Source organism: Solitalea agri, assembly GCF_023914155.1.
Taxonomy (GTDB): domain Bacteria; phylum Bacteroidota; class Bacteroidia; order Sphingobacteriales; family Sphingobacteriaceae; genus Solitalea; species Solitalea agri.
This window is the reverse complement of sequence record NZ_JAMWYS010000058.1, coordinates 51193-74519: the sequence shown is the minus strand read 5'-3', so window position 1 is coordinate 74519 and position 23327 is coordinate 51193. Positions and strand designations below refer to the sequence as shown.

General features: G+C 37.3%; 26 protein-coding genes. 5 read left to right on the top strand and 21 right to left on the bottom strand.

Going from position 1 to position 23327, the window contains the following annotated elements:
- Positions 1–71: 71 nt before the first annotated feature.
- From NF867_RS16395 to bioA, 5 genes are all read right to left on the bottom strand, one after another.
- A complete protein-coding gene (locus NF867_RS16395) occupies positions 72–314 on the bottom strand; it encodes a hypothetical protein (RefSeq protein WP_252589477.1) in 243 nt (80 codons plus the stop codon).
- 249 nt (positions 315–563) lie between these two features.
- Positions 564–974: a hypothetical protein gene (locus NF867_RS16390; protein ID WP_252589476.1), complete on the bottom strand. Its 411-nt coding sequence runs from the start codon at positions 972–974 to the stop codon at positions 564–566.
- Between the two features lie 390 nt (positions 975–1364).
- Positions 1365–1865 (bottom strand): hypothetical protein, encoded by a 501-nt coding sequence (locus tag NF867_RS16385; RefSeq protein ID WP_252589475.1) that lies wholly within the window; start codon positions 1863–1865, stop codon positions 1365–1367.
- A 264-nt stretch (positions 1866–2129) separates the two neighbouring features.
- Positions 2130–2687, bottom strand: coding sequence for a hypothetical protein (locus NF867_RS16380; protein ID WP_252589474.1), 558 nt, complete (start codon positions 2685–2687; stop codon positions 2130–2132).
- A gap of 40 nt (positions 2688–2727) precedes the next feature.
- Entirely contained in the window at positions 2728–3993 is a 1266-nt protein-coding gene (gene bioA, locus NF867_RS16375) for an adenosylmethionine--8-amino-7-oxononanoate transaminase (protein ID WP_252589473.1), read from the bottom strand.
- Between the two features lie 157 nt (positions 3994–4150).
- Here bioA and corA point away from each other — a divergent pair, with 157 nt between their 5' ends.
- Complete coding sequence (gene corA / locus NF867_RS16370) at positions 4151–5128, top strand: magnesium/cobalt transporter CorA (protein WP_252589472.1); 978 nt, start codon at positions 4151–4153, stop codon at positions 5126–5128.
- On the top strand, positions 5125–5901 hold the full coding sequence (locus NF867_RS16365) for a hypothetical protein (protein WP_252589471.1): 777 nt from the start codon (positions 5125–5127) through the stop codon (positions 5899–5901). The genes corA and NF867_RS16365 overlap by 4 nt, the downstream gene beginning before the upstream one ends.
- Before the next feature lie 257 nt (positions 5902–6158).
- Here the strand turns inward: NF867_RS16365 and NF867_RS16360 are convergent, their stop codons facing one another.
- The 6 genes from NF867_RS16360 to NF867_RS16335 all read right to left on the bottom strand — a co-directional run bounded on the left by NF867_RS16360 (position 6159) and on the right by NF867_RS16335 (position 9612).
- Positions 6159–6743: a DUF4256 domain-containing protein gene (locus tag NF867_RS16360; RefSeq protein ID WP_252589470.1), complete on the bottom strand. Its 585-nt coding sequence runs from the start codon at positions 6741–6743 to the stop codon at positions 6159–6161.
- 111 nt (positions 6744–6854) lie between these two features.
- Complete coding sequence (locus NF867_RS16355; RefSeq protein WP_252589469.1) at positions 6855–7433, bottom strand: YdeI/OmpD-associated family protein; 579 nt, start codon at positions 7431–7433, stop codon at positions 6855–6857.
- 30 nt (positions 7434–7463) lie between these two features.
- On the bottom strand, positions 7464–7901 hold the full coding sequence (locus NF867_RS16350; protein ID WP_252589468.1) for a DoxX family protein: 438 nt from the start codon (positions 7899–7901) through the stop codon (positions 7464–7466).
- A gap of 6 nt (positions 7902–7907) precedes the next feature.
- Complete coding sequence (locus NF867_RS16345) at positions 7908–8372, bottom strand: SRPBCC family protein (protein ID WP_252589467.1); 465 nt, start codon at positions 8370–8372, stop codon at positions 7908–7910.
- 3 nt (positions 8373–8375) lie between these two features.
- Positions 8376–8702 carry an ArsR/SmtB family transcription factor gene (locus tag NF867_RS16340; protein WP_252589466.1) on the bottom strand — a complete coding sequence of 109 codons (327 nt, stop codon included), beginning with the start codon at positions 8700–8702 and terminating at the stop codon, positions 8376–8378.
- A 100-nt stretch (positions 8703–8802) separates the two neighbouring features.
- Positions 8803–9612 carry a class I SAM-dependent methyltransferase gene (locus NF867_RS16335; protein WP_252589465.1) on the bottom strand — a complete coding sequence of 270 codons (810 nt, stop codon included), beginning with the start codon at positions 9610–9612 and terminating at the stop codon, positions 8803–8805.
- A 155-nt stretch (positions 9613–9767) separates the two neighbouring features.
- Here NF867_RS16335 and NF867_RS16330 point away from each other — a divergent pair, with 155 nt between their 5' ends.
- Positions 9768–10253, top strand: coding sequence for a YybH family protein (locus NF867_RS16330; protein WP_252589464.1), 486 nt, complete (start codon positions 9768–9770; stop codon positions 10251–10253).
- Positions 10254–10323: 70 nt separating this feature from the next.
- Here the strand turns inward: NF867_RS16330 and NF867_RS16325 are convergent, their stop codons facing one another.
- Complete coding sequence (locus NF867_RS16325; protein ID WP_252589463.1) at positions 10324–11424, bottom strand: hypothetical protein; 1101 nt, start codon at positions 11422–11424, stop codon at positions 10324–10326.
- A 467-nt stretch (positions 11425–11891) separates the two neighbouring features.
- Here NF867_RS16325 and NF867_RS16320 point away from each other — a divergent pair, with 467 nt between their 5' ends.
- Positions 11892–13499 (top strand): MltF family protein, encoded by a 1608-nt coding sequence (locus NF867_RS16320; protein ID WP_252589462.1) that lies wholly within the window; start codon positions 11892–11894, stop codon positions 13497–13499.
- Between the two features lie 49 nt (positions 13500–13548).
- On the opposite strand, the gene NF867_RS16315 is transcribed toward NF867_RS16320, so the two are convergent.
- The 9 genes from NF867_RS16315 to NF867_RS16275 form a co-directional block, all read right to left on the bottom strand.
- Positions 13549–13935, bottom strand: a complete 387-nt coding sequence (locus NF867_RS16315) for a hypothetical protein (protein WP_252589461.1) — start codon at positions 13933–13935, stop codon at positions 13549–13551.
- A gap of 146 nt (positions 13936–14081) precedes the next feature.
- Positions 14082–14744 (bottom strand): carbonic anhydrase, encoded by a 663-nt coding sequence (locus NF867_RS16310; protein ID WP_252589460.1) that lies wholly within the window; start codon positions 14742–14744, stop codon positions 14082–14084.
- Positions 14745–14956: 212 nt separating this feature from the next.
- The gene (locus NF867_RS16305; protein ID WP_252589459.1) at positions 14957–15880 is read right to left on the bottom strand and encodes an alpha/beta hydrolase; all 924 of its coding nucleotides are present in this window, start codon (positions 15878–15880) and stop codon (positions 14957–14959) included.
- Between the two features lie 108 nt (positions 15881–15988).
- Positions 15989–17188: a DcaP family trimeric outer membrane transporter gene (locus tag NF867_RS16300; RefSeq protein ID WP_252589458.1), complete on the bottom strand. Its 1200-nt coding sequence runs from the start codon at positions 17186–17188 to the stop codon at positions 15989–15991.
- A 370-nt stretch (positions 17189–17558) separates the two neighbouring features.
- Entirely contained in the window at positions 17559–18341 is a 783-nt protein-coding gene (locus NF867_RS16295; RefSeq protein WP_252589457.1) for a DUF3050 domain-containing protein, read from the bottom strand.
- A 15-nt stretch (positions 18342–18356) separates the two neighbouring features.
- The gene (locus NF867_RS16290) at positions 18357–19100 is read right to left on the bottom strand and encodes a menaquinone biosynthetic enzyme MqnA/MqnD family protein (RefSeq protein ID WP_252589456.1); all 744 of its coding nucleotides are present in this window, start codon (positions 19098–19100) and stop codon (positions 18357–18359) included.
- A 4-nt stretch (positions 19101–19104) separates the two neighbouring features.
- Positions 19105–19800 (bottom strand): histidine phosphatase family protein, encoded by a 696-nt coding sequence (locus tag NF867_RS16285; protein WP_252589455.1) that lies wholly within the window; start codon positions 19798–19800, stop codon positions 19105–19107.
- A gap of 93 nt (positions 19801–19893) precedes the next feature.
- On the bottom strand, positions 19894–21102 hold the full coding sequence (gene mqnE / locus NF867_RS16280) for an aminofutalosine synthase MqnE (RefSeq protein WP_252589454.1): 1209 nt from the start codon (positions 21100–21102) through the stop codon (positions 19894–19896).
- A gap of 155 nt (positions 21103–21257) precedes the next feature.
- Positions 21258–22061: a CHAD domain-containing protein gene (locus tag NF867_RS16275; RefSeq protein ID WP_252589453.1), complete on the bottom strand. Its 804-nt coding sequence runs from the start codon at positions 22059–22061 to the stop codon at positions 21258–21260.
- A 71-nt stretch (positions 22062–22132) separates the two neighbouring features.
- Here NF867_RS16275 and NF867_RS16270 point away from each other — a divergent pair, with 71 nt between their 5' ends.
- On the top strand, positions 22133–23248 hold the full coding sequence (locus NF867_RS16270; protein ID WP_252589452.1) for a trans-sulfuration enzyme family protein: 1116 nt from the start codon (positions 22133–22135) through the stop codon (positions 23246–23248).
- Positions 23249–23327 lie beyond the last annotated feature (79 nt).

The window sequence follows — 23327 nt, the reverse complement described above, 5'->3', positions numbered from 1 at the left end:
TGTAGTTGAAAGTCGATCGGACTTAAAACAACCAAGGGTAAACCTATTTATGAAAAAACATAATTTATTTCCTATTCTAGATATAACCTTAAAACTTTAACAAAAGCTGTTCTTAAGTCACTATCGTCAGATCTAATCATTTCTCTAGTTGGATCATTTGGGAATGTAACAAATACCGTATACTGATTTAGGGTCCTTTCTCCATCAAATTTTATAACCACAACATCACCATTTTCTTTTATACATTCAAAACAAGATATAAGCTCTTCAATCGAAGGATCATGTTTAATTATTACTTCTCTAATAAATTTCATACTATTTAAACAATAAATTTCCTCATGTTATCCGAAGTGTTTAGCTCTGTGTGTCACTTCGGATTGCAAATAAAATCAAAGTCTATAGACTGTTTAAGAGCCTTGATTTTATAAGTATCTGTCATAGGTAACTTGTTGCCGAAAATACAATTTATACTATAAAGCAATAAAGCTCGAGCATGTACTCGAGCTTCTTACTTTAGGTTCTATTTTGTGTTACAAACGCGCGCGAGCTGGGGTAACTATTCTTTAATTAATAAGTGAAGCATCTAAGTTTAAAAAAGGAAGAGATTCATCGTATAAGATCTTTATCGAATCACCTACATATAAATCAAATCTTTTTGTTTTATCACCAGTAATTTTTTTCCCATTAACATTAAAGCTGTACCAAATTCTTCTTGAAGATTTACTGGTACCTATAGTTACATAATCAATTTTGGCTAATTTGGATTTCATTTTTATTCCCTTAGAATTCCTGAGACTATCAAGAATAATTCTATAGAAAATCCCATCGGTAAAATTTATAGAGATAACATATACTGCAAATATTACTCTAATAAGCAAGAAAGAATATCTTTTAAATATGGAATAATTCTTTTCAAGACTTTCAACTTGGTTGCGATATAGTAGTAAAAAAGCTATTATTCCAACTATACTCATAATAATTCCTACCACCAAATTGAAAGTTACGTATGAAAATGTAGATCTATCTATCAATAGATGCATCAAGAAAATTGACAATAAATAGGAAATCAATAAAAAAACAAAAAACACCAGATATTTCATTTTAATTATTCTTTAATATTGTTATCGAAAATATACCACTCTGAACCCACCATTCTGCTATACTATTTGTAAGACTCTGACTATTTTGTAACCACTTCGTTAGAGCAAAACCATTCAATATTCACATAAGGACCCTTGACCAGTTTCGGCTTTGTGTGGTATGGTCAGTGGGCAAACTGGGCGTCCCGGTTGAACCGGGATCGTGAATATTCGGTCTATCTCCCGATAGCTATCGGGATGGAGGCGAAAATGAACAGACCCCAATTAATGCTCAATATTTTCAAAAACTGTTTTTTGTTGATAAGTAGCTTTTCTAATTAAGAAGATTACCAGCAAGGGGATTACGTTAAAAAGCACCATAAAATAATCTTCTATATTTAATCTAACCACAGATGCACCCATAAACAAGCTTAGATCATGTGTAAACCTTCCGATCCCTTCATTAAGATATCCTATTGCAATATATCCTCCTGCAACATAAAAAAAACCAAAGCCAGAAAACTTAATCTGAATGATTTGTAATATTTGATTTATGTAGGTCAGTTTTATAAACTCTTGTCTATTAAATAGTAGAGTGATTCCTGCAATTAATCCCATTAAGAAAAGGGGAAGTGCAAATACAATCTTTTGGTTATTCGTACTAGCTGGATCATTTGAAAACGATAAAATTAAATTATACATTCCAAAGGCTGCACCTGTTATTTGGTAAATCCCTATAACAGTAAGAATTAAAGCTTTATTCTTAGTAAAAATTGTTTCTTTCATACCTTAAGTTTTAATAACCACTTGCACGACTATTATATGAGGCTTTTATATCTTTTTTTGTTTCTTTATACTGTTCGCTATTCATTTCCATCGTTATCCAAAGTGTTTAGCGTAGCGTCACTTCGGATTGAAAATAAAATCAAAGTCTATAGACTGTCCAAGAGCCTTGATTTTATAAGTATTTGTCACAGTAACAGTACTCAAGTTTTAGGTTCTATTTTATGTTACAAACGCGCGCGAGGTGGGAGAAAACAAGACACTACCTCAGAGATAGTGTTCTTTAAAAAGATTCTTCAGTCTTTTTTCTTCTTTTTCATCATAACAACAACCTATCTCATCATAAATAGACATGGCAGGTATAACCTTACTTTTTAAAGTTTCCGAAAGCTCTAAAGAAAAATTTAAAAATAGGACATTCGGATTATCTGGAGAGTGATAGTAAGCCCAATTTTCATTTTTTCCATATAAAAATATATTAGTGGAAAAGTGAAAATAGAGAAAGTCTAGTGAATAAATATTTTCATGAAATTTTCCTTTAAAAAAATCATTCCATTCTTGTGAAGTTTTAATCGTGCTAAGATCAAATCTAAAAACCTCGTCCTTTGTATTATTAGTTAAAACCAAAAAGCAATTATCATTGAGAGAATTTTGGCACAAAAGATCAAAAAACTCTGATGTAAATAGAAATCCTTCTGAAAAAAAGATATTATGTTTAAATCTTTTTTTAACTAACTTATTAGGGAAAGTATTATTCCTTAACAAAAGTTGATTCTCAATTTCAACAACTTTTTTTAGGTCTTTTTCTGAAATTAATTTAATCATATAATCTAGGGAATATAACTACCACAGTCCGAAATGTTTACTATACAACCCATAACGCCTCTTCAATTTTGCTGTAAACAAAGTTCAATTCTTCGGTGGTGATGCAATAAGGCGGCAACAAATAGATCACATTGCCCATTGGACGCATAATGATTCCATGTTCAAGAAAGAAATAATACAGTCGGTCGCGAATAGTGTTAAAGTAGGAGGTTCCTTCTCCTGCCTCCCATTCCATGGCTAGAATGGTTCCGGTTTGTCGAACATTTTTAAGCTTTGGATGATTTTCGATCTTGCTTTTGAAAAGCTCATGCTGCCGGCAAATCATCTGGATTTGTTCAAGTGTTTTGGGATCTAGCAATAAATCCATACTGGCCAAAGAAGCTGCGCAAGCCACCGGATTGGCTGTAAATGAGTGACCGTGAAAAAGGGTCTTTAATTTATCATCCGACAAAAATCGGTCGTAGATCTGTTGAGTGCATGATGTTATGCCCAACGGCATGGTACCTCCGGTTAAGCCTTTCGAAAAACACATCATGTCGGGTTGTTCGGTTAGGTATTCTGAGGCAAAAAGCTTTCCTGTACGTCCAAAACCGGTCATTACTTCATCAGCAATGATCAGAATCTCCTGCTCTTTACAAAAGCGGATCAGTTCATTTAGGGGTTCTGCTTCGTACATGATCATCCCCCCTGCTCCCTGAACTAATGGTTCGAAAATAAAAGAAGATATTTGAGATTTTAAACTTGTGATTTGAGATTTAAGATCAGTCAAATTCTCATGGGTAGGAAGATCGATATATTCTACATCAAATAATAAACCTTCAAACGCTTGTGTAAAGGCACTTCGAGCGCTTACCGACATGGCGCCAAAAGTGTCGCCGTGGTAAGAGTTCTGAAAAGCAAGAACCTTTTTCTTTGGTTTTCCTCCATTATACCAGAACTGAAAGGCCATTTTCAATGCCACTTCAACAGCGGTGGAACCATTATCGGAATAAAATATTTTGTTTTGATTGTTGGATATAATTTGAAGTAATCGCTCTGCCAATTCAACAGCCGAAGGATGGGTAAAACCTGCAAAGATCACATGCTCCAGCGTGTTCAACTGTTCCGAAACTTTTTGTGCGATATAGGGGTGAGCATGTCCGTGAATATTTACCCACCAGGAAGCCACTACATCCATATACCGTTTTCCATTTTCATCGATCAGGTACAAACCTTCACCCCGAACAATTGGGATGGGCGGTTGAGCGGTTTTCATTTGGGTATATGGGTGCCAGATAACGTTTAGGTCGCGTTCGGTTAATGTCATAATCAGGTATCAGGGTTTATTACAAAGGCTCAAATATCATAAAGAATACCGTTAATTCCGATCAGTAAAGATTAAAAGTTTGGGTGTTATATCAGCCTAACCCCTAAATTTCAAAATCAATTAAGGTCTTTTTAGTAAATTAGATTAATGCTAAAAGATGAGCTCTATCGTTAATTGTGCGGCATATGCGGATGGCAAGCGGGTGGCTAACATTGAGCTAAACGAAATTGGCCAAACCCTTACACAAACCGATCAATTTGTGTGGATCGGACTTCATGAGCCTGGTGAGGTGTTATTGAGTCAGGTGCAGCGCGAATTTGGTTTACATGAGCTTGCCGTTGAAGATGCGCATCGTGCCCACCAACGTCCAAAGTTGGAGCCTTATGGTGATACCTTTTTCATCGTTCTGCGTACTGCTCAAATCAACAATGAACAAAGGCGAATTGATTTTGGTGAAACCCACTTTTTCCTTGGAAATAATTTTATTGTCACGGTACGACACGGTAGCTCCCTGTCTTACACCGAGGTGCGTAACCGTTGTGAAAGTACCCCTCAATTATTGCGAAAAGGCCCCGGTTTTGCACTTTATGCCGTAATGGATGCCATTGTAGATCAGTATTTTCCGGTTATTGAAGCACTCGTTGAGGAATTAGAGGAACTGGAAGAGAAAATCTTTAATGAAACCTATAAGCGCGAAACTACTGCCCAGATTTACAACCTTAAACGGCAGCTGCTTGCAGTGAAACATGCGGTTTCCCCTTTGACTGATATCTGCAACCGGTTGATGCGGTTCGATTCGGAAATAATTCAGGAAGATACAAGACCCTATTTTCGCGATGTATATGATCATTCGGTACGGATAAACGAGATGGTTGACAATACCCGCGAATTACTGACCACCGCTTTGGAGGCCAATTTTTCCCTCATTTCCATTTCTCAAAATGAAATATCTAAAAAGTTTGCAGGCTGGGCAGCAATTATAGGAGTTCCCACCATGATTGCCGGCATTTACGGAATGAACTTCAGTTTTATGCCTGAATTGCATTGGCATTATGGGTATCCCTTAGCATTGGCTTTAACCCTGGGCTCTTGCCTAACGCTTTACTTAATTTTTAAACGCTCGGGTTGGTTATGATGCAGGTATTTGAGTTTGAAGATCAAAAATGGTTTCCGAATTTTATTCGGGAAAGTATGACTGATTATCTGAGGTACGTTCTAAATACTACAAATTTCTATAGGCCTACTACTTTATTATTATATGACTGTTTGAGTCAATCCCATGTAAATTACTGTGTGGATCTATGTTCTGGAGGAGGTGGCCCAATTGAATCAGTTATTAAGAATTTAAAGGACGAGCATGCTCTCGAAGTGCGTTTTATACTTACCGATAAGTTTCCAAACAAGGAAGCTTTTAATTTTATAAAGAAACGTTTACCAAACAATATTGAGTTTATTGAATCATCTATTGACGCAGTGGAGGTCCCAACAGAACTTGTAGGTGTGCGAACCATGTATTCGGCGATACACCATTTTGAAAGGGAAACCATAAAGTCAGTTATTCAAGATGCAATAAAAGCTAAGGTCCCCATAGCAATATTCGATGGCAGTGATAAAAGCTTATTAACTATTGTTATTATCATCATCTTCCATCCAATTGCTTTTTTCTTATTCACTCCATTTTTTAAACCCTTTAAGTTATCCAGGATTTTTTTTACATACATCATTCCTGTTATTCCGTTCTGTACAATTTGGGATGGAGTAGTTTCAATATTGAGATTATATCAGCCGGGGGATTTATTAAAAATCGTACAAGAAGTTGACAATAATTATAAATGGAAAGCAGGAAAAGTCAGGAATAATCTGTACATGAACATTACGTATTTGACAGGATTTCCAGAGAATAATTAAACCTCTTAGCTATTGCAGCATTTTCATTGTTGCAGTTTTTATTTCCCAAAATCAAAGCTCAGTATTGATTGGCTGTAAAGGACAGGAAGTGTATACTGATATCCTGACCCGTATGGTGCAGTAAAAGAGTAGTGTGTAATAAACAGTGAGTAGTGAATAGAGAAATTTTTTCTTATAATGTGCGCTTAGGAACGCCCTCTTTTAAGGAAGAAGGCGTTTTTTATTCCCCTCCTTATTAAGAAGGGGTTAGGGGGGGATTAAACTCTTAATGAACCCCTAAACCCTCTTGCTGCATAGTAAGATTCGGCACCATTGTGATATAAAAAGACTGTGTCATAACGTCGATCACAAAAAACAGCACCTCCTAGTTTTCTGACGGCATCAGGTGTTTTTACCCAGCTTGATGTTTTGGTGTCGAATTTTCCCAGTTGTTGTAATTCACGGTATTGTTCTTCTGTTAAAAGTTCAATTCCCATGGATGCAGCCATATCTATTGCGCTGTTTTGAGGTTTAAACTCTTTTCTTGCGTCTAACGCTTCGCGGTCGTAACAAAAGCTTCTGCGTCCCTTAGGGCTCTCAGCCGAACAATCAATGAAAATGTATTCCCCACTAGTTGAATCTAACCCAACAACATCAGGCTCACCGCCAGTTGCTTCCATTTCGTTCAGCGACCATAACTTATCGACATTTTCATTCAGCCGAGCCTGTACGCTTGCCCATTCAATACCTTTATGGCGATTGGCGTTTTTCTCAAAACGTACCTTCAGTACCTTGAGCAATTCTTCACTTTGCTCTGGCGATAATTCTTTATCTGGTCTATTGGTGTTATTCAAGTGGTTCATTTTTTTAGGTTATTAAAGTTAGATAGGTTGATTACAACTTTAACTTAATGTGTAAATCCTTTTTCGTGGTGTTATTATGCCTTACTCCCATTTTTCGACAGTAAAACATCACTAATCATCGAGTCCTTTTCCATTCAAAATGTGCTGCATGTATTTTTCAATTCGAGCTTCCCGTGTTTTGGATTGTTTAGCTTGCGAAAAGTGCAGCAGGTACCCTCTCTGACGACCAGGAGTTAATGCTTCAAATGCTTCTTTTAGGTCAGGCATTGAATCTAATTTCTGCTGGAATTCTTCAGGAACACTGTACTCGCTCGTCTTCTTAAAATCAACTTTTAAACCAGCCCTTTCCACTTCAATGGCTTGATGGATATAGCTTTTAATGAAAGATTCTTTTTCTATTATTTCGATGAGACTGGTAAATCGCATTTGGCGTGCCGCTTGTACATTTTGCGATTGTTGAATCAGCATATTGTGTGGATCACTTAATAATGCTCCCTTAAAAAACAAAATCGCACAATATTCTTTAAAAGCATGGATCAAAACGATGTTGTCGTTCTGCAAGGTGTAGCAAGGGCAGCCCCATTTCAATTCTTCATTTAATCCGCAATCAAGAACAATCATTCTTAGCTTGTCTAACTCTTGCTGCCATTGCTCGGCTTTATTGAAGAAAAAATCAACCTTAGGATTCATGTGTATCTGTTTTTATTGATCAGGGTAAGTTTAATTAGTACTTACGCCTAGTGGTTTTAAGGTATATTTATGGGATGAAATAGTTTTTCTATTAGCAGGTCTGAAATACCAAGATACTACAATCAGTATTATTAATAATGCAGGTCCAAAAATTTCCTTAAAGCCATCTCCACATGCTAAATGAGAGATCACTGCTCCTGACATTGCGAAAAAGAAACCGGCATACGTCCATTCTTTAAGTAGCGGGAATCGTGGTAGTAGCACAACGATCACACCAAGGAACTTCCAAATGGCTATAATTGTCAGAAAGTAAACAGGATAACCGAGGTGATTCATCATATCAGTCTGTTCTTTCACTTTGATAAATTGAACAATTCCTGTTGATAGCATTCCTAAAGCAAGCCATATTGTGGCAATCCAATAAGTGATTTTAGCAGCCTTTCCGGCTTTTGGGCTATTCTTTTCCATGGTTGTTTATTTTTGTTTAGTAAAAATATCTTGTAAACGATTATGCGCCATATTTATACCTTGGGCAAAAGGCAGTTTCAGCATCTGATCACGGTCTGAAATTGATTTATAGACTATCTGGATTGTAAGCTTGCTTGTGTTGTCAGTAAGCTTTTCGAACTCCAGGTATTCCAACTGAACCGGAAAAGGAGTATTCTCCATTTCAAATGTTCGCGTGATCTTTTGGTTAGGAACAAATTCATGAATCACCCCATTGAAGTCATGTTTGTTTCCCTGGTGATCGGTGGTTACAAACTGCCAGCTGCCGTGCTTTTTGCTTTCAAGTTTCAGCACTTTCGTTCCCATCCACTGTTCTACAATTTCGGGTTCTACATAGGCCTTAAATAATAGCTCCAAAGGCAAATCAAATTCCCTGGTAATCATTATTTCTTGTTTGCCATCTTCGGCATCAATCTTCGTTTTACGTTCCATAGTTTATTGTTTTTTTGATGTGTAGTTCTTCATGATGTTTTCCAGCTTGTTAAACCGGTCGTCCCACATATTGCAGAAGGGTTCAATAAAATCGGCTATCTCTTTAATTTTTTGAGGATTCAAATGATAGTAAATCTCCCTACCATTTTGCTCCTGCTTGAGTAGTTCGCATTCGGTAAGTATTTGCAAATGCTTTGATACGGTCGGTCTTGCAGTATCGAAGTTCGAAGCGATGGCACCAGCGGTCATCGACTGTGTAGCAACCAGCACCAGTATGGCTCTCCTCGTTGGGTCAGCTATAGCCTGAAAGACATCTCTTCTTAAATTCATTGCGTAGTTATTTGACTACAAATATATATGTAGTTATTTGACTACGCAAATTATTCTGAAAAAATATTTATTTAAGATTTTGGAGAATTGACCGTTTGGTTTATCGATTGTTTTTCTTCTTTGCCAAAATGGAATAAACCATAGGAATTTTATTATCAAGATGCTCTATTCTATATTTCTTAGGAGCCACCTCAATTGTTCTATTGAAACAGTTATAAGGTAAATAATCAAATTCATTGAACGACTGCAACTCCAATCCGTTTGCAAGCAAACTGTTGATTACTTCACTTAGACCATGGTTCCACATTACATATTCCTGGGTGATTTGGGCAGATTTATCGGCATAGGTTCCGCTTTCTGTTTCGATGATAGGTCCCGAATTAAAATAGTTGTAGCCTATTTTTTCAAAGTTGTCGTCGAACATCCAAACAACGGGATGAAACTCAACGAACACTAACTGTCCATTAGGTTTTAAAAAGGTGGAAATGATTTTTGCCCATTTATCTAAATCAGGCAACCAGCCAATGGTGCCATAGCTGGTAAAAACAATGTCGAATTGCGTAGATAAATGGTTTGGTAAATCGTAAATATCACAACAAACAAAAGTTGTAGTTGAATTGGTGGTTTTGGCAATTTGCATTGCACTTTCAATGGCTTTATCCGACAAATCAACACCCGTAACCTTGGCTCCCATCCTACTCAATGAAATGCTGTCTTGACCGAAATGACATTGTAAATGCAAAATGGTTTTCCCAGTAACATCACCTAATAAATCCAATTCTATTTCGTTGAGTGATGATTTACCTTTCAGAAAACCTGCCAGATCATAAAAGCTTGAATTTAAATGAGTGTCGGTTCTATTGTTCCACGATTGACGGTTTATTTCCAGGTAATTTAAAGGTGTATTCATGGCTTGAGTTTTTAGTGGATTGTTTGTCAACCCAACTTCAGTTATTACTTGATTTTCAGATAATTTTATAAACAATTAGCCTTCAAGATATCCGATTTTTATGTTATTTTTAAGTATAAGGTTTCCTTTAATACCTAAACAAAAATAATTTAATTATGGAAAATAAAACTTTAAAAGGAGTAGTTCTGGGCGGCATGATTGCTATACTATTTGCCTGTAGTCCTAAAAAAGAGGAGCCTGCAGCAGTAGTAATCGACAAAGAACAGATAAAAAAAGAGATTCAAGCAAAAGAAGATGAATTTGCCGCCACTTATAATTCTGGAGAACTTAAAAACATAGGTTATTACGCTGACGATGCTACCTCCTTCTTTCAAAACAGAGCTCCGCTGGTTGGGAAAGATGCTATTGTTAATTTCTTAAAGTCTGATGTGGGTCAAAGCACCAACAAAATCTCGTTTACAACCAAGGAGGTGTTTGTATCAAGTGACGGTAATCAGGTGGTAGAAATCGGTTATTTCAAAGTTACTGATTCGGTTAGCCAGGTTGTTAATAGTGGTAATTATATGAGTCTTTTTGAAAAAAGAAATGGAAAATACGTAAGTGTGAGGGATATGAGCGCTTCTGATCAGGGAGTCCAATAATTTAATATAATTGTATTAAGAATGGCTGGCCTACACCAGCCATTCTTTTTTAATGTTTTAATAAGCTTACTTAACGTCGGCGGCCACCACCTCCACCTCTTGAGAATCCACCGCCACTTGCTCCTCCTCCACTTCTGGTACGACCGCTGCCCATTGTAGAGCTAGATGAAGGTCGTGATGAAGGTGAAGAAACGCCTGTTGACGCACGATTACTTGTGCCGGTGGATGGACGTGTTGATGACCTGTCACTTGTTCCAGTTGATGGACGTGTTGATGCAGAAGGTCCCCTGTTTGAGGTTCCAGTGGAAGGGCGATTTGAAGTTCCTGCTGAAGGGCGGTTTGAAGATGTACGATTGTTTCCCCTGTTAGTGCCACTATTGTATTTGTTATTCCTAACGTTATTATTCACGGTATTAGACCGCATTTTATTGTTGTTATAATTATTGAAATTATTCCTGTTATTGATAATTACCGTATTACCACCGCCATAGTGCCCTCCGTAGTAACCATGATGATGGTAATAGTTGTTATGTCGATAAATGCCAACTGCCATTACCGAAAAGGCAAAGAAGTATGGTGGATAATACCCATAATAATACGGTGGATAATAGGGTACGTAAGCAGGCGAATAAACATATTGAACGATTGGTTGAGTTTCGACCACAACGGTTGTTGTAGCCGGAGCACTTACAGTAACCGGATCAGCCCCTTTATAGGCCGGATTGGCAGTTTGAGCAGGAGTATCTGTTTTACTTGGTTCAATTACATAGTTTTTTCCGTATAACTCTTCATCTCCTACAATTTGTAAGGATACTTTTTTATCCTTGTTTTTATCCACTAAAATAACAGCAACATCCTGACTTTCAGTTTTTGTCACATCCACCCTAAGTATAAATGTAAACGAATCGCCGTCTTTCTTAGTAACCACTTTGATAAAATCGACCTTTTTATCCAGGTTCAAATCAAGGTTGTTGATTCCTGTTTTTTCTGCATTTAATTGCTTTTCAAAGTCCTCAATAGTTTTTGACTTTTGGAAGAGTGCTAATACAGCATACAGATCGAGGTTGTCACCAGGTAACCCAAGTTCCTTACCTTCCTCCTCCTGAGCAAACAATGGTTGACTTAATAAACTCATCGCTCCCGCTAAAAATATTAAAAGGAATTTCTTCATTGTTGTATGTATTTAGCTGTTAGGCGTTTATAATAATTGATTAATTTATCTTTAATATACCAAATCAAACGGAGTCCCGGAAAATCTATAGGAGAATAATCAGGGATTTAATGATTTCAAAACATTTCCAGGTGGTTCTTCCTAATGTTGGATTTAGATACTTCAATGATTAGATATTTAACTTACGAACAATAGCAAACCTATTGAACGCTAACACAGTAATTAATTTGGGTCAAAGCTATTCGCTTCTAAAATGGATAAGATTGATCCACATCAAAAAATTACCTGGGCGGATCGAGATTACTGTTAAAAAAAATTGTCACTTAATTTCATAGATCTAAATCCCTAAAAACATATGTTAAATTTCAATAGGGTATTTTGAGATTAAGTTATTACCAATGAAACTTTGAAAAGTCCATTGTCGAAATTCTCTTATTTAGCTATCTTAGTGTAACGTACTAATATTCATGCAGTTATTGGTTTTTAGCATGCTGCCTGTATTCTTTTTAACCAGCCAATTAATTAAAAATATAGCCAAGCTGTTTTCACTGCCGGCTTGTAAAATATTTACGATAGATCTTTGCGGGGTTAGAATTTTATTACTACTCATTCTTGTTATAAGTTCCTGTAATCGTGAAGCCAACAAGGCTGAGAAAAAAACGGTTTCCGATGTCAAATCAGAACCAATTGATAGTGCTCTCGCTGTAATACGCCAGGTTCAAAAAGTATATACAGGCGATTTTGATATGATGAAGAAGCATCGCATCATCAGGGTACTTGTTCCCTATAGTCGGACACTTTTTTTTAATGATAAAGGGCAAGAAAGTGGCATAACTGCCGATAATTTCAGGCAATTTGAACAATTCATTAACCGGAAATACCGTAAGCAAGGTGATGACGTTCCTTTCACTGTTGTTTTTTATCCCACTCCCCGCGATCAATTGATTGAACACCTTGTTCAGGGTTTGGGTGACATTGCCGCAGGAAATCTCACCGCCACCGAAAATCGATTACTTCAGGTTGATTTTATGGCTCCTAAAGAACAAGGGAGCGTAACTGAAATTGTACTCACGCGCAAGCAAGATAAACCCCTTATGACTGTAGAACAGCTTTCAGGAATGACCATTTATGTACGCAAATCTTCTAGCTATTATGAAAGCCTGCAATTACTTAATAAAACATTCCGTTTAAAAGGTAAAGCCCCAGTAGTTTTAAAACTGGTGTCTGAAGATCTGGAGGATGAAGATTTAATGGAAATGCTCGATGCAGGTATTATTCCGGCAATAGTTGTAGACGATTGGATGGCAGAAATGTGGGTGCAGGTATTGCCTAATATTCGATTGAATAAACATGCCGCTGTGCGTACCAACGCATATATTGGCTGTGCATATCGTAAAAACAGTCCTCTTCTTACTGCCGAGTTGAAGGATTTTTACTACAATTTTGAGCGACGAATGGGAAACATGCCTTATCGCTTAAAAAAATATTACAGCAAGGTTAAACATTTGCAGGATCCCACAAATTCAGGAAACACAAAACGATATAGCGAAATCATGACTTTGTTTGAGAAATATGGAAAGCAATATGAATTTGATCCATTAATGCTGGCGGCGATAGGTTTCCAGGAATCGGCGCTTGACCAGAGTGAGCGGAGCCCAGCAGGGGCTGTAGGCGTGATGCAATTAATGCCTGCTACAGGAGCATCCATGAAGGTTGGGAGTATCTATATTACAGAACATAATATACATGCGGCAACTAAATACATGAATATACTGATGACCAAGTATTTTAAGGATGCCCGATTCGACGAGGTGAACAGATCGCTGTTTGCATTCGCATCGTATAATGCGGGTCCTTATAGGATTGCCGATTTACGAAAAATCGCAATAGAACGTGGGTTAAACCCAAATGTGTGGCTTAACAACGTTGAAATTATAGCTTCGGAAAAAATAGGTTTGGAAACCACTACCTACGTACGGAACGTATTGAAATATTATTGTTCTTACAAGCTAATGCAAGCACGTAGAGAAGAAGTTCATGAACAAAAAAAAGAATTGGTGGAGGGCGTTAAATGAAAAACAAAGGGTGCCAATGTTTGAGATAAGTGAATGTTGTGCATGGGGTTTAATTCACAATTAATGTTTCGACCTTAATGTTGAAAGGCTGCTCATTGATAGTAAATTGATAAGTTCCTTTCTTTTCCGGAATAAAACTTATTGTAGTATCTCCATTAACCAGCACTTCAGGGCATGCACCATAAGACTCAAATGTTGCATATGCTTTTAATGTATATTGAAAATCAGCAACTTTAATAAGTTTAAACTTGATGTCCCGATAGCATCCATTCTCAGCTTGAGCCATTGCTCCAATTTCTGTTTTATTGGAAACAGTGCCATTTTGAGGTATCGTAGTTTGGATAATATTAACCAAAGCTTCATTTTTTGTATAATTATTGTCATCCTTTTTACAAGAAAAGAGGATGAGCATAATTAATAATGGGAATTTTTTCATTAGTTCTTTTAAGGTGAAATTACGAATAGCTTTCAAAATTGAACATGAAGGGCTGCTTATCATGTTCTTTCAGAACGGCTCTCCCTATAATGCATAAAGATATTAATGGTTTTTTGATTTGCCAGGCCTTATTAGAAGGTTGTATACTACTCTTCAAAGCTTACTTTTCCATTATCAAGGTTATAGTAAGCTCCTATGATATTTAGTTCAGCTTTATCGACAAGCGGTTTTAATACCGGGGTTGAGTTTTTAAGCAATTTCACCCCATGTTTAACATTGAGTTTGACTGCAAGAAGTGGATTTTTTTTAAGGCTGTCAACAATTGATGTTACCTCTTGTTCAGAACCTATATAATCAACAATGCTTTGAATATGATCCTGATGTTTTTCCCCTTTTGATTCAAGAAATGCTTTCACTGCTCCACAGCTTTGATGACCCAAAACAATTACCAATTTACAATGCAGATGTTCAACGGCATATTCAATGCTTCCAACCTCGTAAGTGCCAATTACATTACCTGCCGTACGTATAATAAACAAATCGCCAAGCCCTTGATCAAAGATTAATTCAGGCGGAACGCGTGAATCTGAACAACTTACCACTACGGCAAACGGATGTTGTTCTTTTTTAAGTTCTTGCTTTCTTTTTAAGGTTTCATCGGGATGAACCGGAGAGTCTTCCGCAAATCTTTCATTACCTGCTTTTAGCTTGTTTAGGGCCGATAAATTCATGTCCCCATTATTTTCTGTTGCATGCTGACACGAATTAAATAAAACAATCAATGCTGCGAAGGATAAAATTTTTTTCATGGCATTTATTGAAGTGTTGTTTGGGTACCTCTAACGTTTTGTGATTGTTCGATCAGTGCGTAGGTCTTGTTAGCAGAAGCGAAGTATAAGTAAATATAATAAATAAAAATAACTACCTGTTAGATAGCTAGTTATTGGTATTTTCGTAAGTCTAAATTGTTTCTAAAGCTACCTTGGTGTAGGGTTGCTTTACTTTGCCAAACGTTAGGCTATTATTTCCCCGAAGTTTCGTTACAGATTGATAAAATCCAATCTACACAATTAGATGGATCAAGAATATTCCAACTGTGAAAACCCTTTCCTTTTGTAGTGATGTATTCTGATCGGGTGTTGCCAATGTTTGCAAGGAACTTACTTAGTTTTTCCAAGTCTATTGCATTAATATCTTCGTACTGCAATTCATCACAATATGTTTTCCGCACATAGTCCAAATCAGGTTCGCTATACAGTCGGATGGGTAGTTCATTTAAAACTTTTGCGTTGCCCCCGTCCAGTGCATTGGCTGAATAGACAGAATATTTTAAATACTCCTCCGGATTTTCTTTAGGAGAACCTTGTAAAGTATGAAGTAAATGGTTTTTGATAAAAGAACCTTCTTTTCGTATTAACCTGTTTTTGCAGTTATACTTGATCTTATTTTCTGCAGAAGTATAAATCCGATTTAAATCTAAGGGAGGGTCTATTGCAAATACAGCTTTTAGCCCTATAGTTGTATCTGTTTTTAAAACATATTCCGCATAATTAATCGCTATTGCGCCCCCCGCCGATAAGCCTCCAACAATGAGATTGAGATCATTTGAGCCATACCGTTTGGATTGAATCTTGATGATTGCATTTAATTCTGAAATGGTGTAATCATCAGCAAATAAAGTTTGACGTAATTCAGGCACAATTGTAACAAACCCCTTTTCACCTAAAAGATAAGGAAGCTTTGTTTTTTCATAGATACTTTGAGGACTTTCTCCCCAGCCAGGTAAAAGTAAGAGAACACCTTTTATTTCTTGAGTAGGTTCAATGTAAGTGAATGAGAATTCTTGATTATTTACTTTACCCTTATCTTTCTTAATAATTTGACCAAAGGCTATATTAAAAAAAGAAAGCAAGCTTGCTAACAGTACTATTTTAAGACACTTCATGCAGAAATATACGTTTATCCATATGGATCCATTGTCCATAAGATATGCTTATTGTTCAACTCTGCCGAATATCTATAGTTTGGCTTAAATTACCAATACAACCTTCGTTCAATCTTTACTTTTATTAAACACATGCCTGAAGTAATACTTAAAGCTAACCTGAATTTTAGTGGCTGATGTTGTCCAACCATCATCAAAATTATCACGGTTGATCCACTGGAGCTCAACACCTGCCGTTAGATTTGGTATGGGGGTATACAAAAGATTGGTGCTGGCATAACGCCCTAGGTGATAAGCGTTGGCCTCTTGCCCATCGGTGTTATCAATAATTACGGAAGAAAAGCCAATTATACTGGTTAAACGTTCATTCCACCGATGATTGAGATATGCTGAATAACTGAAGACTGGTAAGGGAACTCCTTTAAAAGGAGTATTGGGGTTTCCTGGATTATCTTTGATAGCTATATCCGTTGGGGCATCATTCATATTATTCTCGATACCTTCACCAACAACTACTTGTCCCAGAAACAAATCGTTTTTGCCTATCTTGAGATTAGTGCTAAGGTTTAGGCCCCAGCCTACAGCGTTACCACTTAAGTCCAATGGCAGTTGTCCCTGATCCACCCATTCAATTTTGCGTAATATACCTGCTAACTCGGCATAGCCCCACTTACGTGTCATACGAAATTCGGCCGATAGGTCGGGTAAATTAAATTTGGGTTCCACATCCTGGAGTTCAATCCTGTCGCGATATTTCCCTTGGTCGGCACTTGCTCCTGGGCCCTCTAGCGCAAAAGCCAATCTATTGGCACCCTTAAGTGGAATAAAACGTAATTGGACGTTTTTACACAATGCTAAACCTGACGGCCCCCAATATTCAATCGCATTAGGATATCCTTCAATATCGCTAAATAAGCTCCAGTTATGACCGAAGCCTATCATTCCTAATTCAGCATAAGCGAAAATCATGTGAAATGTCGTTCGGCCTACATCGGTGCCTGTACCAAATAAATCGAATGCGAAACGGAGAGAAAGGTTACCCAAACGAGTTGGTATATTACTTCTAAAATCCAGGAATGATTGACGGGCACTAAAAAAAACATTGCCGTCACTGCCATATTGGTTTTTAAATGCCGGCAATTGTGTGGGACGCATAACATCAAAGTAATCAGGATTAATTTGGTTAAAATTATATCCCATATCAGTCATTATCTGTCCCGCAATTTCAAATTCAGGTTTAGGTTCTTCTTGGGCAAATAGGTTCAGATAAATAAAACTTATAAGCAGAGTTAGATAGAACTTTTTCATAGAGTTGGTTTTGTAATTAACTGTATGCTAATGCTTTAAAAATTTACCGTTTTTTTATTTATGAAACAAGGTGAAAACAAAAACTCAACAGCGGTTACTATGCGATTTCAATAAGTGCTTTCAAAGCAAAAAGCCCTTGAAAGTTGTGTGACCAATTTTCAAGGGCTTATTTAATAACTGTTATGCAACTGCTTCTAGTGTTGCACTTAGCCTTCATTTATGGGATTTATTTACAAGTTTTCAGTACTCCGAATTAATTATTTTATCCAATATCTAAATTGGGGAGAGATTTAGCCTTAAAAATCAAAAGGCCCGTTACAATAAAGTAACGAGCCTCTGTACCTAAGGTATATTTTTAGGATAAGCTATATTAACTCACAAGAACAGTGGTCTTTTTGATCTCGGCAAGTACACCATCCCACAGCTTGATGCGCGAGTTTAGGGCAGCAATTACAGCCTTTTCTGCAGCTTTCCATTTATCATCATCATCACAAAGCTCCTCGGTCATTTGAATAGCTAATTGGCCATGATGACCACCATCTACTTCGATATGACGCTCAATATAATACCTGAAAATGCCGATTTCGCCAGGATGTTGTTGATCCAATTCTCGTAGAATGGAAATAAACATATCGGGTATTAAGTCTTCTCGACCAAAAGTAAAAACGGCCGCTTGTGTATGCAGCTTTCCTTCGGCAATGGTATCGAAAGTGAAATTCACGAATTGTTGTATCGAATTGGGTAGTTCAGCTGTGCGAAGAGCATTAGTAACTGAATAAATACCGGTTACGCATTTTAAAAAGAATTTTAACTGCGATTTGTCGGCACCTGCCTGTTTCATGGCATCGAGGTATAACTCAAAGTGACTTATACGGTTACCCTGCTCATCTACATCGCTCTCCTCTCCTGTCACAATCTCATTGATCAGGTAACGTGTTGCTGCCGAGCCAACTGGTTTCCATGGTGCTTCGGTGCAAGTAAGATTTTGTTGCAGGCTTTTTAATAGCGACATGAAATCCCAAACCGCATAAACATGATGGCGCATAAAAATGCGTAAATGCTCAATGGTTTTAATGTTCTGATATAATGGATGTTCAATAAGCTGCTGACGCAAAGGTTCTATAGTGTTGCGTATTTGTTCTACATTCGACATAAACCGGATTTTAAATTAAACTGCGCTGATCAAACTATGATCAATTTCTTTCAGGAATTCGAGGTATAAATTCAAGGCCTGATGCTTCTTATCATCAAACACATAATCTATCTTATGCAACAGGTAATCGTCGATATCAAAATCAGCACGTTTATCCATTGTTTTCAATAGATCTACCCTATGATCAACACCATAAGCAAGGGCTTTGTTTAGTTCGGCCTTTAACTGTTCATTAACAGGTTTATTGGCGGTCCATACGGCAAATGCAAATGGCAAACCTGTAAAATTCATCCATTCTTCGGCTAAATCATAGGCGTAGTTGAATTCCTGTTTACGACCAAAAGTTCTGTCGCCAATTAAAACCTGAGCATCAGCCTCGCCTTCCTGTAAAATCACCGGATCAATGTTCCAGTATTTCTTCATTAAGATGCGTGCCAGGTTATTTGAGGTACGTGACTGTGGGTCTAAACAAATGGTACTGATTTGCTGAACAGGAACATCACTGAATATAAATACTGAATTTACGGCCCCTGTAGCACCAATACAGTAATCGCCAATAATTTCGTAATAAGGCAATCGAAGTAAAGCAGCAACAGGGATCAAACCCACATCTGCTTTATCATCTATCAGTTTCTGGGCACAATCGGCAGGAATATCCAACGAAAGCTCAAGCTTATCCAGTACGTTAGAATGTTCCAGTCCGTATAAAAATGGTTTAGTATTAGTATATGAAACTGCCGAAACTCTTAATTTTTCCATCCTACTATTTCTCCAAATGGGCCAATGAATTAAAAGTTACTAATTCAAATTGTTCCCCGTCGTAACCAAGTGTGTATAATGATGTATTTTGATGGATAAACTTGTCCATATACCTAAACTCAATATTCAGTAAACCGCAAAGCAAAATACGCATGGCACGGCCGTGCATACAGATAAGGACATTCTTTTCCTCTTCTTTCCTCATAACATGCTTCATTGCCTCCATCTGGCGGTGACTTACATCTAATGGGCTCTCTCCACCTGTAAACCTAACTGCATAATTACCTTCTGTCCAGGCGCTAGTCACAGCAGTAAAACTGTCAATAACGTCTGATTTATAAGGTTTTCCCTCATTCTCGCCCCAATCCAGCTCATCAAAACCTTCAAACTGTTCCCAAGGTAATCCCTTAGTGATAAAAGGCTCCATGGTTTGGTGGGTACGTTTTAAAGTTGATGTATAAATTTTATTGAATGGAATCTGTTTATATGAATCATAAAAGAGCTGCGCTTGCTCCCGACCTAATTGATTCAAATCGGTATTAACTCCACGTCCCTGAACCACTCCACTGCGATTGTAGTCGGTTTCGCCATGACGAACAACGTACAGAATCTTCTTGTAATCCCGGTTTTGAACATCCACATCCCCTTCTTGAAACGCTGGGTGATTCATAAAAATTTCCTTCATATATTTTTTGTCCATGGACCATGGTTTATAGTCCATGGTCTCCTGTCATCACTAAGCAATCTTGATGCTTCTTAAATTGTATTTTGTACTTCTACCTTCGTATTTCTTCTAATTAATGCCTTCATTAATTACTGGCAAAGCAATAAATCCAGCCTCTTTCTCTTCGAGGCTGAAATCATAATTATTATAATCCGTTACCACATTGTAAAGGGTATCACGTTCAACAGGATGACGATTCACATGCTTGATCAGATCAACCAGTTCACGGGTACTCATTGCAGGATGCTGTTCTTCTGAGCCGGCCATTGAGTAAATTTTGGTCGTATCATCAATAGTCCCATCGATATCATCAACACCAAAAGCTAATGAAAGCTGCGTGGTCACGCGACCAATCATTGCCCAATACGATTTGATATGATCGAAATTATCGAGGTAAATACGGCTTACAGCGTAGTTTTTCAAATCTTCAATTACAGAAACTTCCGCAACATCCGACATTTGATTGTCTTTGTTTCTGAATTTTAATGGAATAAATGTTTGGAATCCACCTGTGCGGTCTTGCAGCTTACGAAGTTCATCCAAATGATGGATGCGATGCCAATACTTTTCGATATGTCCATAAAGCATGGTGGCATTTGAGCGCATTCCCAGTTTATGCCATTCTTCATGAATTTGCAGCCATTGTTCACCTGTACATTTGTCGGCAGCAATTTGCTCACGAATTTCTGGATGGAATATTTCTGCACCACCGCCTGGCATTGATTCCAATCCGGCTTCTTTCATCAGGCGCATACCCTCAGCATAACTAAGTTTTGCCTTTTTAAATATATAATGATATTCTACTGGCGTTAAGGCCTTAACATGCAATTCGGGACGATGTGCTTTAATTGCACTGAATAATTCGGTGTAAAACTTAAAATCATATTGCGGTAACACACCTCCAACAATATGAACTTCAGTAACGGGTTGCCCGTCATATTTTTTCACCACATTCATCATGTCTTCCATGGTGAATTCCCACCCTTCGCTACGCTGTTTTATTAAACGTGAGTATGAACAGAACTTGCAATCATATACACAAAGATTGGTAGGTTCGATATGGAAGTTGCGGTTAAAATACGTGAAATCGCCATGTCTCTTCTCCCTGATATAATTGGCAAGCGTTCCTAAGTAGCCAAGATCACCTTTTTCATAAAGTAATACACCTTCGTCAAATGTAATGCGTTGGTTATCCTTTACTTTTTGGGCAATGCACTTTAGTTCGGGAGCAAGATGCGGATCTGCTAAAAGTATGTCGAGTTGTGTTTCAGATCTCATGTATTAAATTTTGACAAAAATAGAAAACCTTTAATAGGTTCTAAGCCTAAAAAGAAATTTAAACGGTTTAGTGGATACAACAAATGTACATTACCTTTAAATAGTAAACAATGTTGACTATGTCAATGGAAACATCAAAACTCTAAAAACTGTTTTTAAACAAGTGAATTAGTATTCAGTATAGACAGTTTTTTAAGGCAATCGATTCGTAGTTTTTCTATAAAAATATTGAGATTCAGTATTCTATGTCTTAATTCCAGGTCTTGCTCCGCTTCTTCTATATGCTTTGTAACAAACTTATAAAGTAGCTCATAGTCATGTAATTTTCCTAGTTCTTCCTGCAAATGATCAATATGCTCAACAGTGGTTTTATCAGCTGAAGTTCTATGAAACAGTTTACGTAATAGTAAAACATGTTTCAGTTGCGCCCTAATATGATGCAGTTGTTCTTTGTCGGGTCCATGCAACAATTTATCCTGTATATTCAATTTGTTGATACTAAATACTTTTAAATCTTTATTTAAAGTATCAATTGTCGTTGGATCCTCAATATAGTCAGCGAGTTTATTTAAGGTTCCTAGTGCTTCGGCCCCATTATAATTGTCTATTTTTTCAATAAATTTCTTTTTAAGTTCATGACGTTCATACGATAAATGCTCATGCAAGTCGTTTATTAGTTCATTTTCTTCAGAAAAATAATGTTTCAGGTGTTTTTCGAGCTGATGATTATCTCGTAATCTACCGGCATGCTTAAAGAGTTTTTTAAAAGGCTTAAAGAGGGATTGATTAGCATCAGGATTATTTAGGTGATGTTGGTACAATAGGCATAAAGCTTTAAGTGTTTTGAGTTTTATGCGTAGTGTATGCAAATGTTCGTTGTTGCAATCGCCAGATAATAAAGCCAACACTTCATTTAAATCTGAAGAAAGTACATCGATCGTGCGATTTTCAGTTTCCACATGCTGATTCTTTATTAAATTTAGGCTTTTTAAACTACCTTATTAGCTTAATTAATACAATAATTTCTAATATGAAAATAGAGACATTAGCCATTCATGCCAGCAATCATCCTGATAGTGCTACAGGTGCAGTAACCTCTCCTATCAACTTATCAACCACCTTTTTGCGCGATGAAGACTTGGGTTATTCCAAAGGATTTATGTACACCCGACATAATAACCCTAATCGTCAGCAACTCGAAAGCTGTATGGCAGCATTGGAAGGCGGTGAAGCAGCATTGGCTTTTGGTTCAGGTTCAGCAGCGGCATTCGCGGTTTTTCAGGCCTTACAGCCCGGTGATCATATTATCGCTCCCGATGATATGTATCATGGCCTGCGTACTCAGCTTCGATACATATTTGTCGAATTAAAAATGTGGGTGACCTTTATTGATTTTAATGAAATTGAAAATCACATCAGGCCAAATACAAGGCTCATTTGGATGGAGACACCTTCAAATCCATTGATGAAGATTACCGATATAGCCCGTGTGGTTGAGCTAGCTAAACAGCATGATATAATTACTGCTGTCGATAATACGTTTGCTACTCCTTGTATTCAGCGTCCGTTGGATATGGGCGTTGACCTCGTAATGCATGCAACAACCAAATATATTAATGGGCATAGCGATGTTTTAGGCGGAGCCATTATTGCTAAAAAGAATGATGATTTCTTTGGAAGAATTAAGATGGTGCAACTGTTGGGAGGTGGTGTTCCTTCACCGTTTGATTGTTATTTAACCCTGCGGGGAATAAAAACATTACCGTATCGGATGAGAGGACATTGTGAAAATGCAATGGCACTGGCTAAGTTCCTTGAACAACATCCAAAGGTTGAAAAAGTGTATTATCCAGGCTTACCTTCTCACCCCGATCACGCAGTTGCCGCACAGCAAATGAAAAATGGGTTTGGAGGTATGTTATCGTTTCAAGTTAAAGGTGAGGCCAAAGAAGCTATTAAAGTGGCTAACACCACCAAGTTGTTTATGCAGGCTACGAGTTTAGGTGGAGTAGAAAGTTTAATTGAACATCGTGCTTCACAAGAAGGCCCTGACACGAAAACCCCTCAAAACTTGTTAAGAGTTTCTGTTGGCCTGGAACATATAGATGATCTTATTGCCGATATTGATCAGGCACTTTTGGCCTAAAGGTATATCGAGACTGTCAAAACCTTTGTCATCCTGAAGTAGAGGGAATTTTCAACCCATTTCTGATTCAGATTTCTAG

What these genes read in the sequence shown, in the direction of transcription:
- NF867_RS16395 (WP_252589477.1), bottom strand. Translation starts at nt 314, where the DNA reads ATGAAATTTATTAGAGAAGTAATAATTAAACATGATCCTTCGATTGAA.
- NF867_RS16390 (WP_252589476.1), bottom strand. Translation starts at nt 974, where the DNA reads ATGAGTATAGTTGGAATAATAGCTTTTTTACTACTATATCGCAACCAA.
- NF867_RS16385 (WP_252589475.1), bottom strand. Translation starts at nt 1,865, where the DNA reads ATGAAAGAAACAATTTTTACTAAGAATAAAGCTTTAATTCTTACTGTT.
- NF867_RS16380 (WP_252589474.1), bottom strand. Translation starts at nt 2,687, where the DNA reads ATGATTAAATTAATTTCAGAAAAAGACCTAAAAAAAGTTGTTGAAATT.
- bioA (WP_252589473.1), bottom strand. Translation starts at nt 3,993, where the DNA reads ATGACATTAACCGAACGCGACCTAAACGTTATCTGGCACCCATATACC.
- corA (WP_252589472.1), top strand. Translation starts at nt 4,151, where the DNA reads ATGAGCTCTATCGTTAATTGTGCGGCATATGCGGATGGCAAGCGGGTG.
- NF867_RS16365 (WP_252589471.1), top strand. Translation starts at nt 5,125, where the DNA reads ATGATGCAGGTATTTGAGTTTGAAGATCAAAAATGGTTTCCGAATTTT.
- NF867_RS16360 (WP_252589470.1), bottom strand. Translation starts at nt 6,743, where the DNA reads ATGAACCACTTGAATAACACCAATAGACCAGATAAAGAATTATCGCCA.
- NF867_RS16355 (WP_252589469.1), bottom strand. Translation starts at nt 7,433, where the DNA reads ATGAATCCTAAGGTTGATTTTTTCTTCAATAAAGCCGAGCAATGGCAG.
- NF867_RS16350 (WP_252589468.1), bottom strand. Translation starts at nt 7,901, where the DNA reads ATGGAAAAGAATAGCCCAAAAGCCGGAAAGGCTGCTAAAATCACTTAT.
- NF867_RS16345 (WP_252589467.1), bottom strand. Translation starts at nt 8,372, where the DNA reads ATGGAACGTAAAACGAAGATTGATGCCGAAGATGGCAAACAAGAAATA.
- NF867_RS16340 (WP_252589466.1), bottom strand. Translation starts at nt 8,702, where the DNA reads ATGAATTTAAGAAGAGATGTCTTTCAGGCTATAGCTGACCCAACGAGG.
- NF867_RS16335 (WP_252589465.1), bottom strand. Translation starts at nt 9,612, where the DNA reads ATGAATACACCTTTAAATTACCTGGAAATAAACCGTCAATCGTGGAAC.
- NF867_RS16330 (WP_252589464.1), top strand. Translation starts at nt 9,768, where the DNA reads ATGGAAAATAAAACTTTAAAAGGAGTAGTTCTGGGCGGCATGATTGCT.
- NF867_RS16325 (WP_252589463.1), bottom strand. Translation starts at nt 11,424, where the DNA reads ATGAAGAAATTCCTTTTAATATTTTTAGCGGGAGCGATGAGTTTATTA.
- NF867_RS16320 (WP_252589462.1), top strand. Translation starts at nt 11,892, where the DNA reads ATGCAGTTATTGGTTTTTAGCATGCTGCCTGTATTCTTTTTAACCAGC.
- NF867_RS16315 (WP_252589461.1), bottom strand. Translation starts at nt 13,935, where the DNA reads ATGAAAAAATTCCCATTATTAATTATGCTCATCCTCTTTTCTTGTAAA.
- NF867_RS16310 (WP_252589460.1), bottom strand. Translation starts at nt 14,744, where the DNA reads ATGAAAAAAATTTTATCCTTCGCAGCATTGATTGTTTTATTTAATTCG.
- NF867_RS16305 (WP_252589459.1), bottom strand. Translation starts at nt 15,880, where the DNA reads ATGAAGTGTCTTAAAATAGTACTGTTAGCAAGCTTGCTTTCTTTTTTT.
- NF867_RS16300 (WP_252589458.1), bottom strand. Translation starts at nt 17,188, where the DNA reads ATGAAAAAGTTCTATCTAACTCTGCTTATAAGTTTTATTTATCTGAAC.
- NF867_RS16295 (WP_252589457.1), bottom strand. Translation starts at nt 18,341, where the DNA reads ATGTCGAATGTAGAACAAATACGCAACACTATAGAACCTTTGCGTCAG.
- NF867_RS16290 (WP_252589456.1), bottom strand. Translation starts at nt 19,100, where the DNA reads ATGGAAAAATTAAGAGTTTCGGCAGTTTCATATACTAATACTAAACCA.
- NF867_RS16285 (WP_252589455.1), bottom strand. Translation starts at nt 19,800, where the DNA reads ATGGACAAAAAATATATGAAGGAAATTTTTATGAATCACCCAGCGTTT.
- mqnE (WP_252589454.1), bottom strand. Translation starts at nt 21,102, where the DNA reads ATGAGATCTGAAACACAACTCGACATACTTTTAGCAGATCCGCATCTT.
- NF867_RS16270 (WP_252589452.1), top strand. Translation starts at nt 22,133, where the DNA reads ATGAAAATAGAGACATTAGCCATTCATGCCAGCAATCATCCTGATAGT.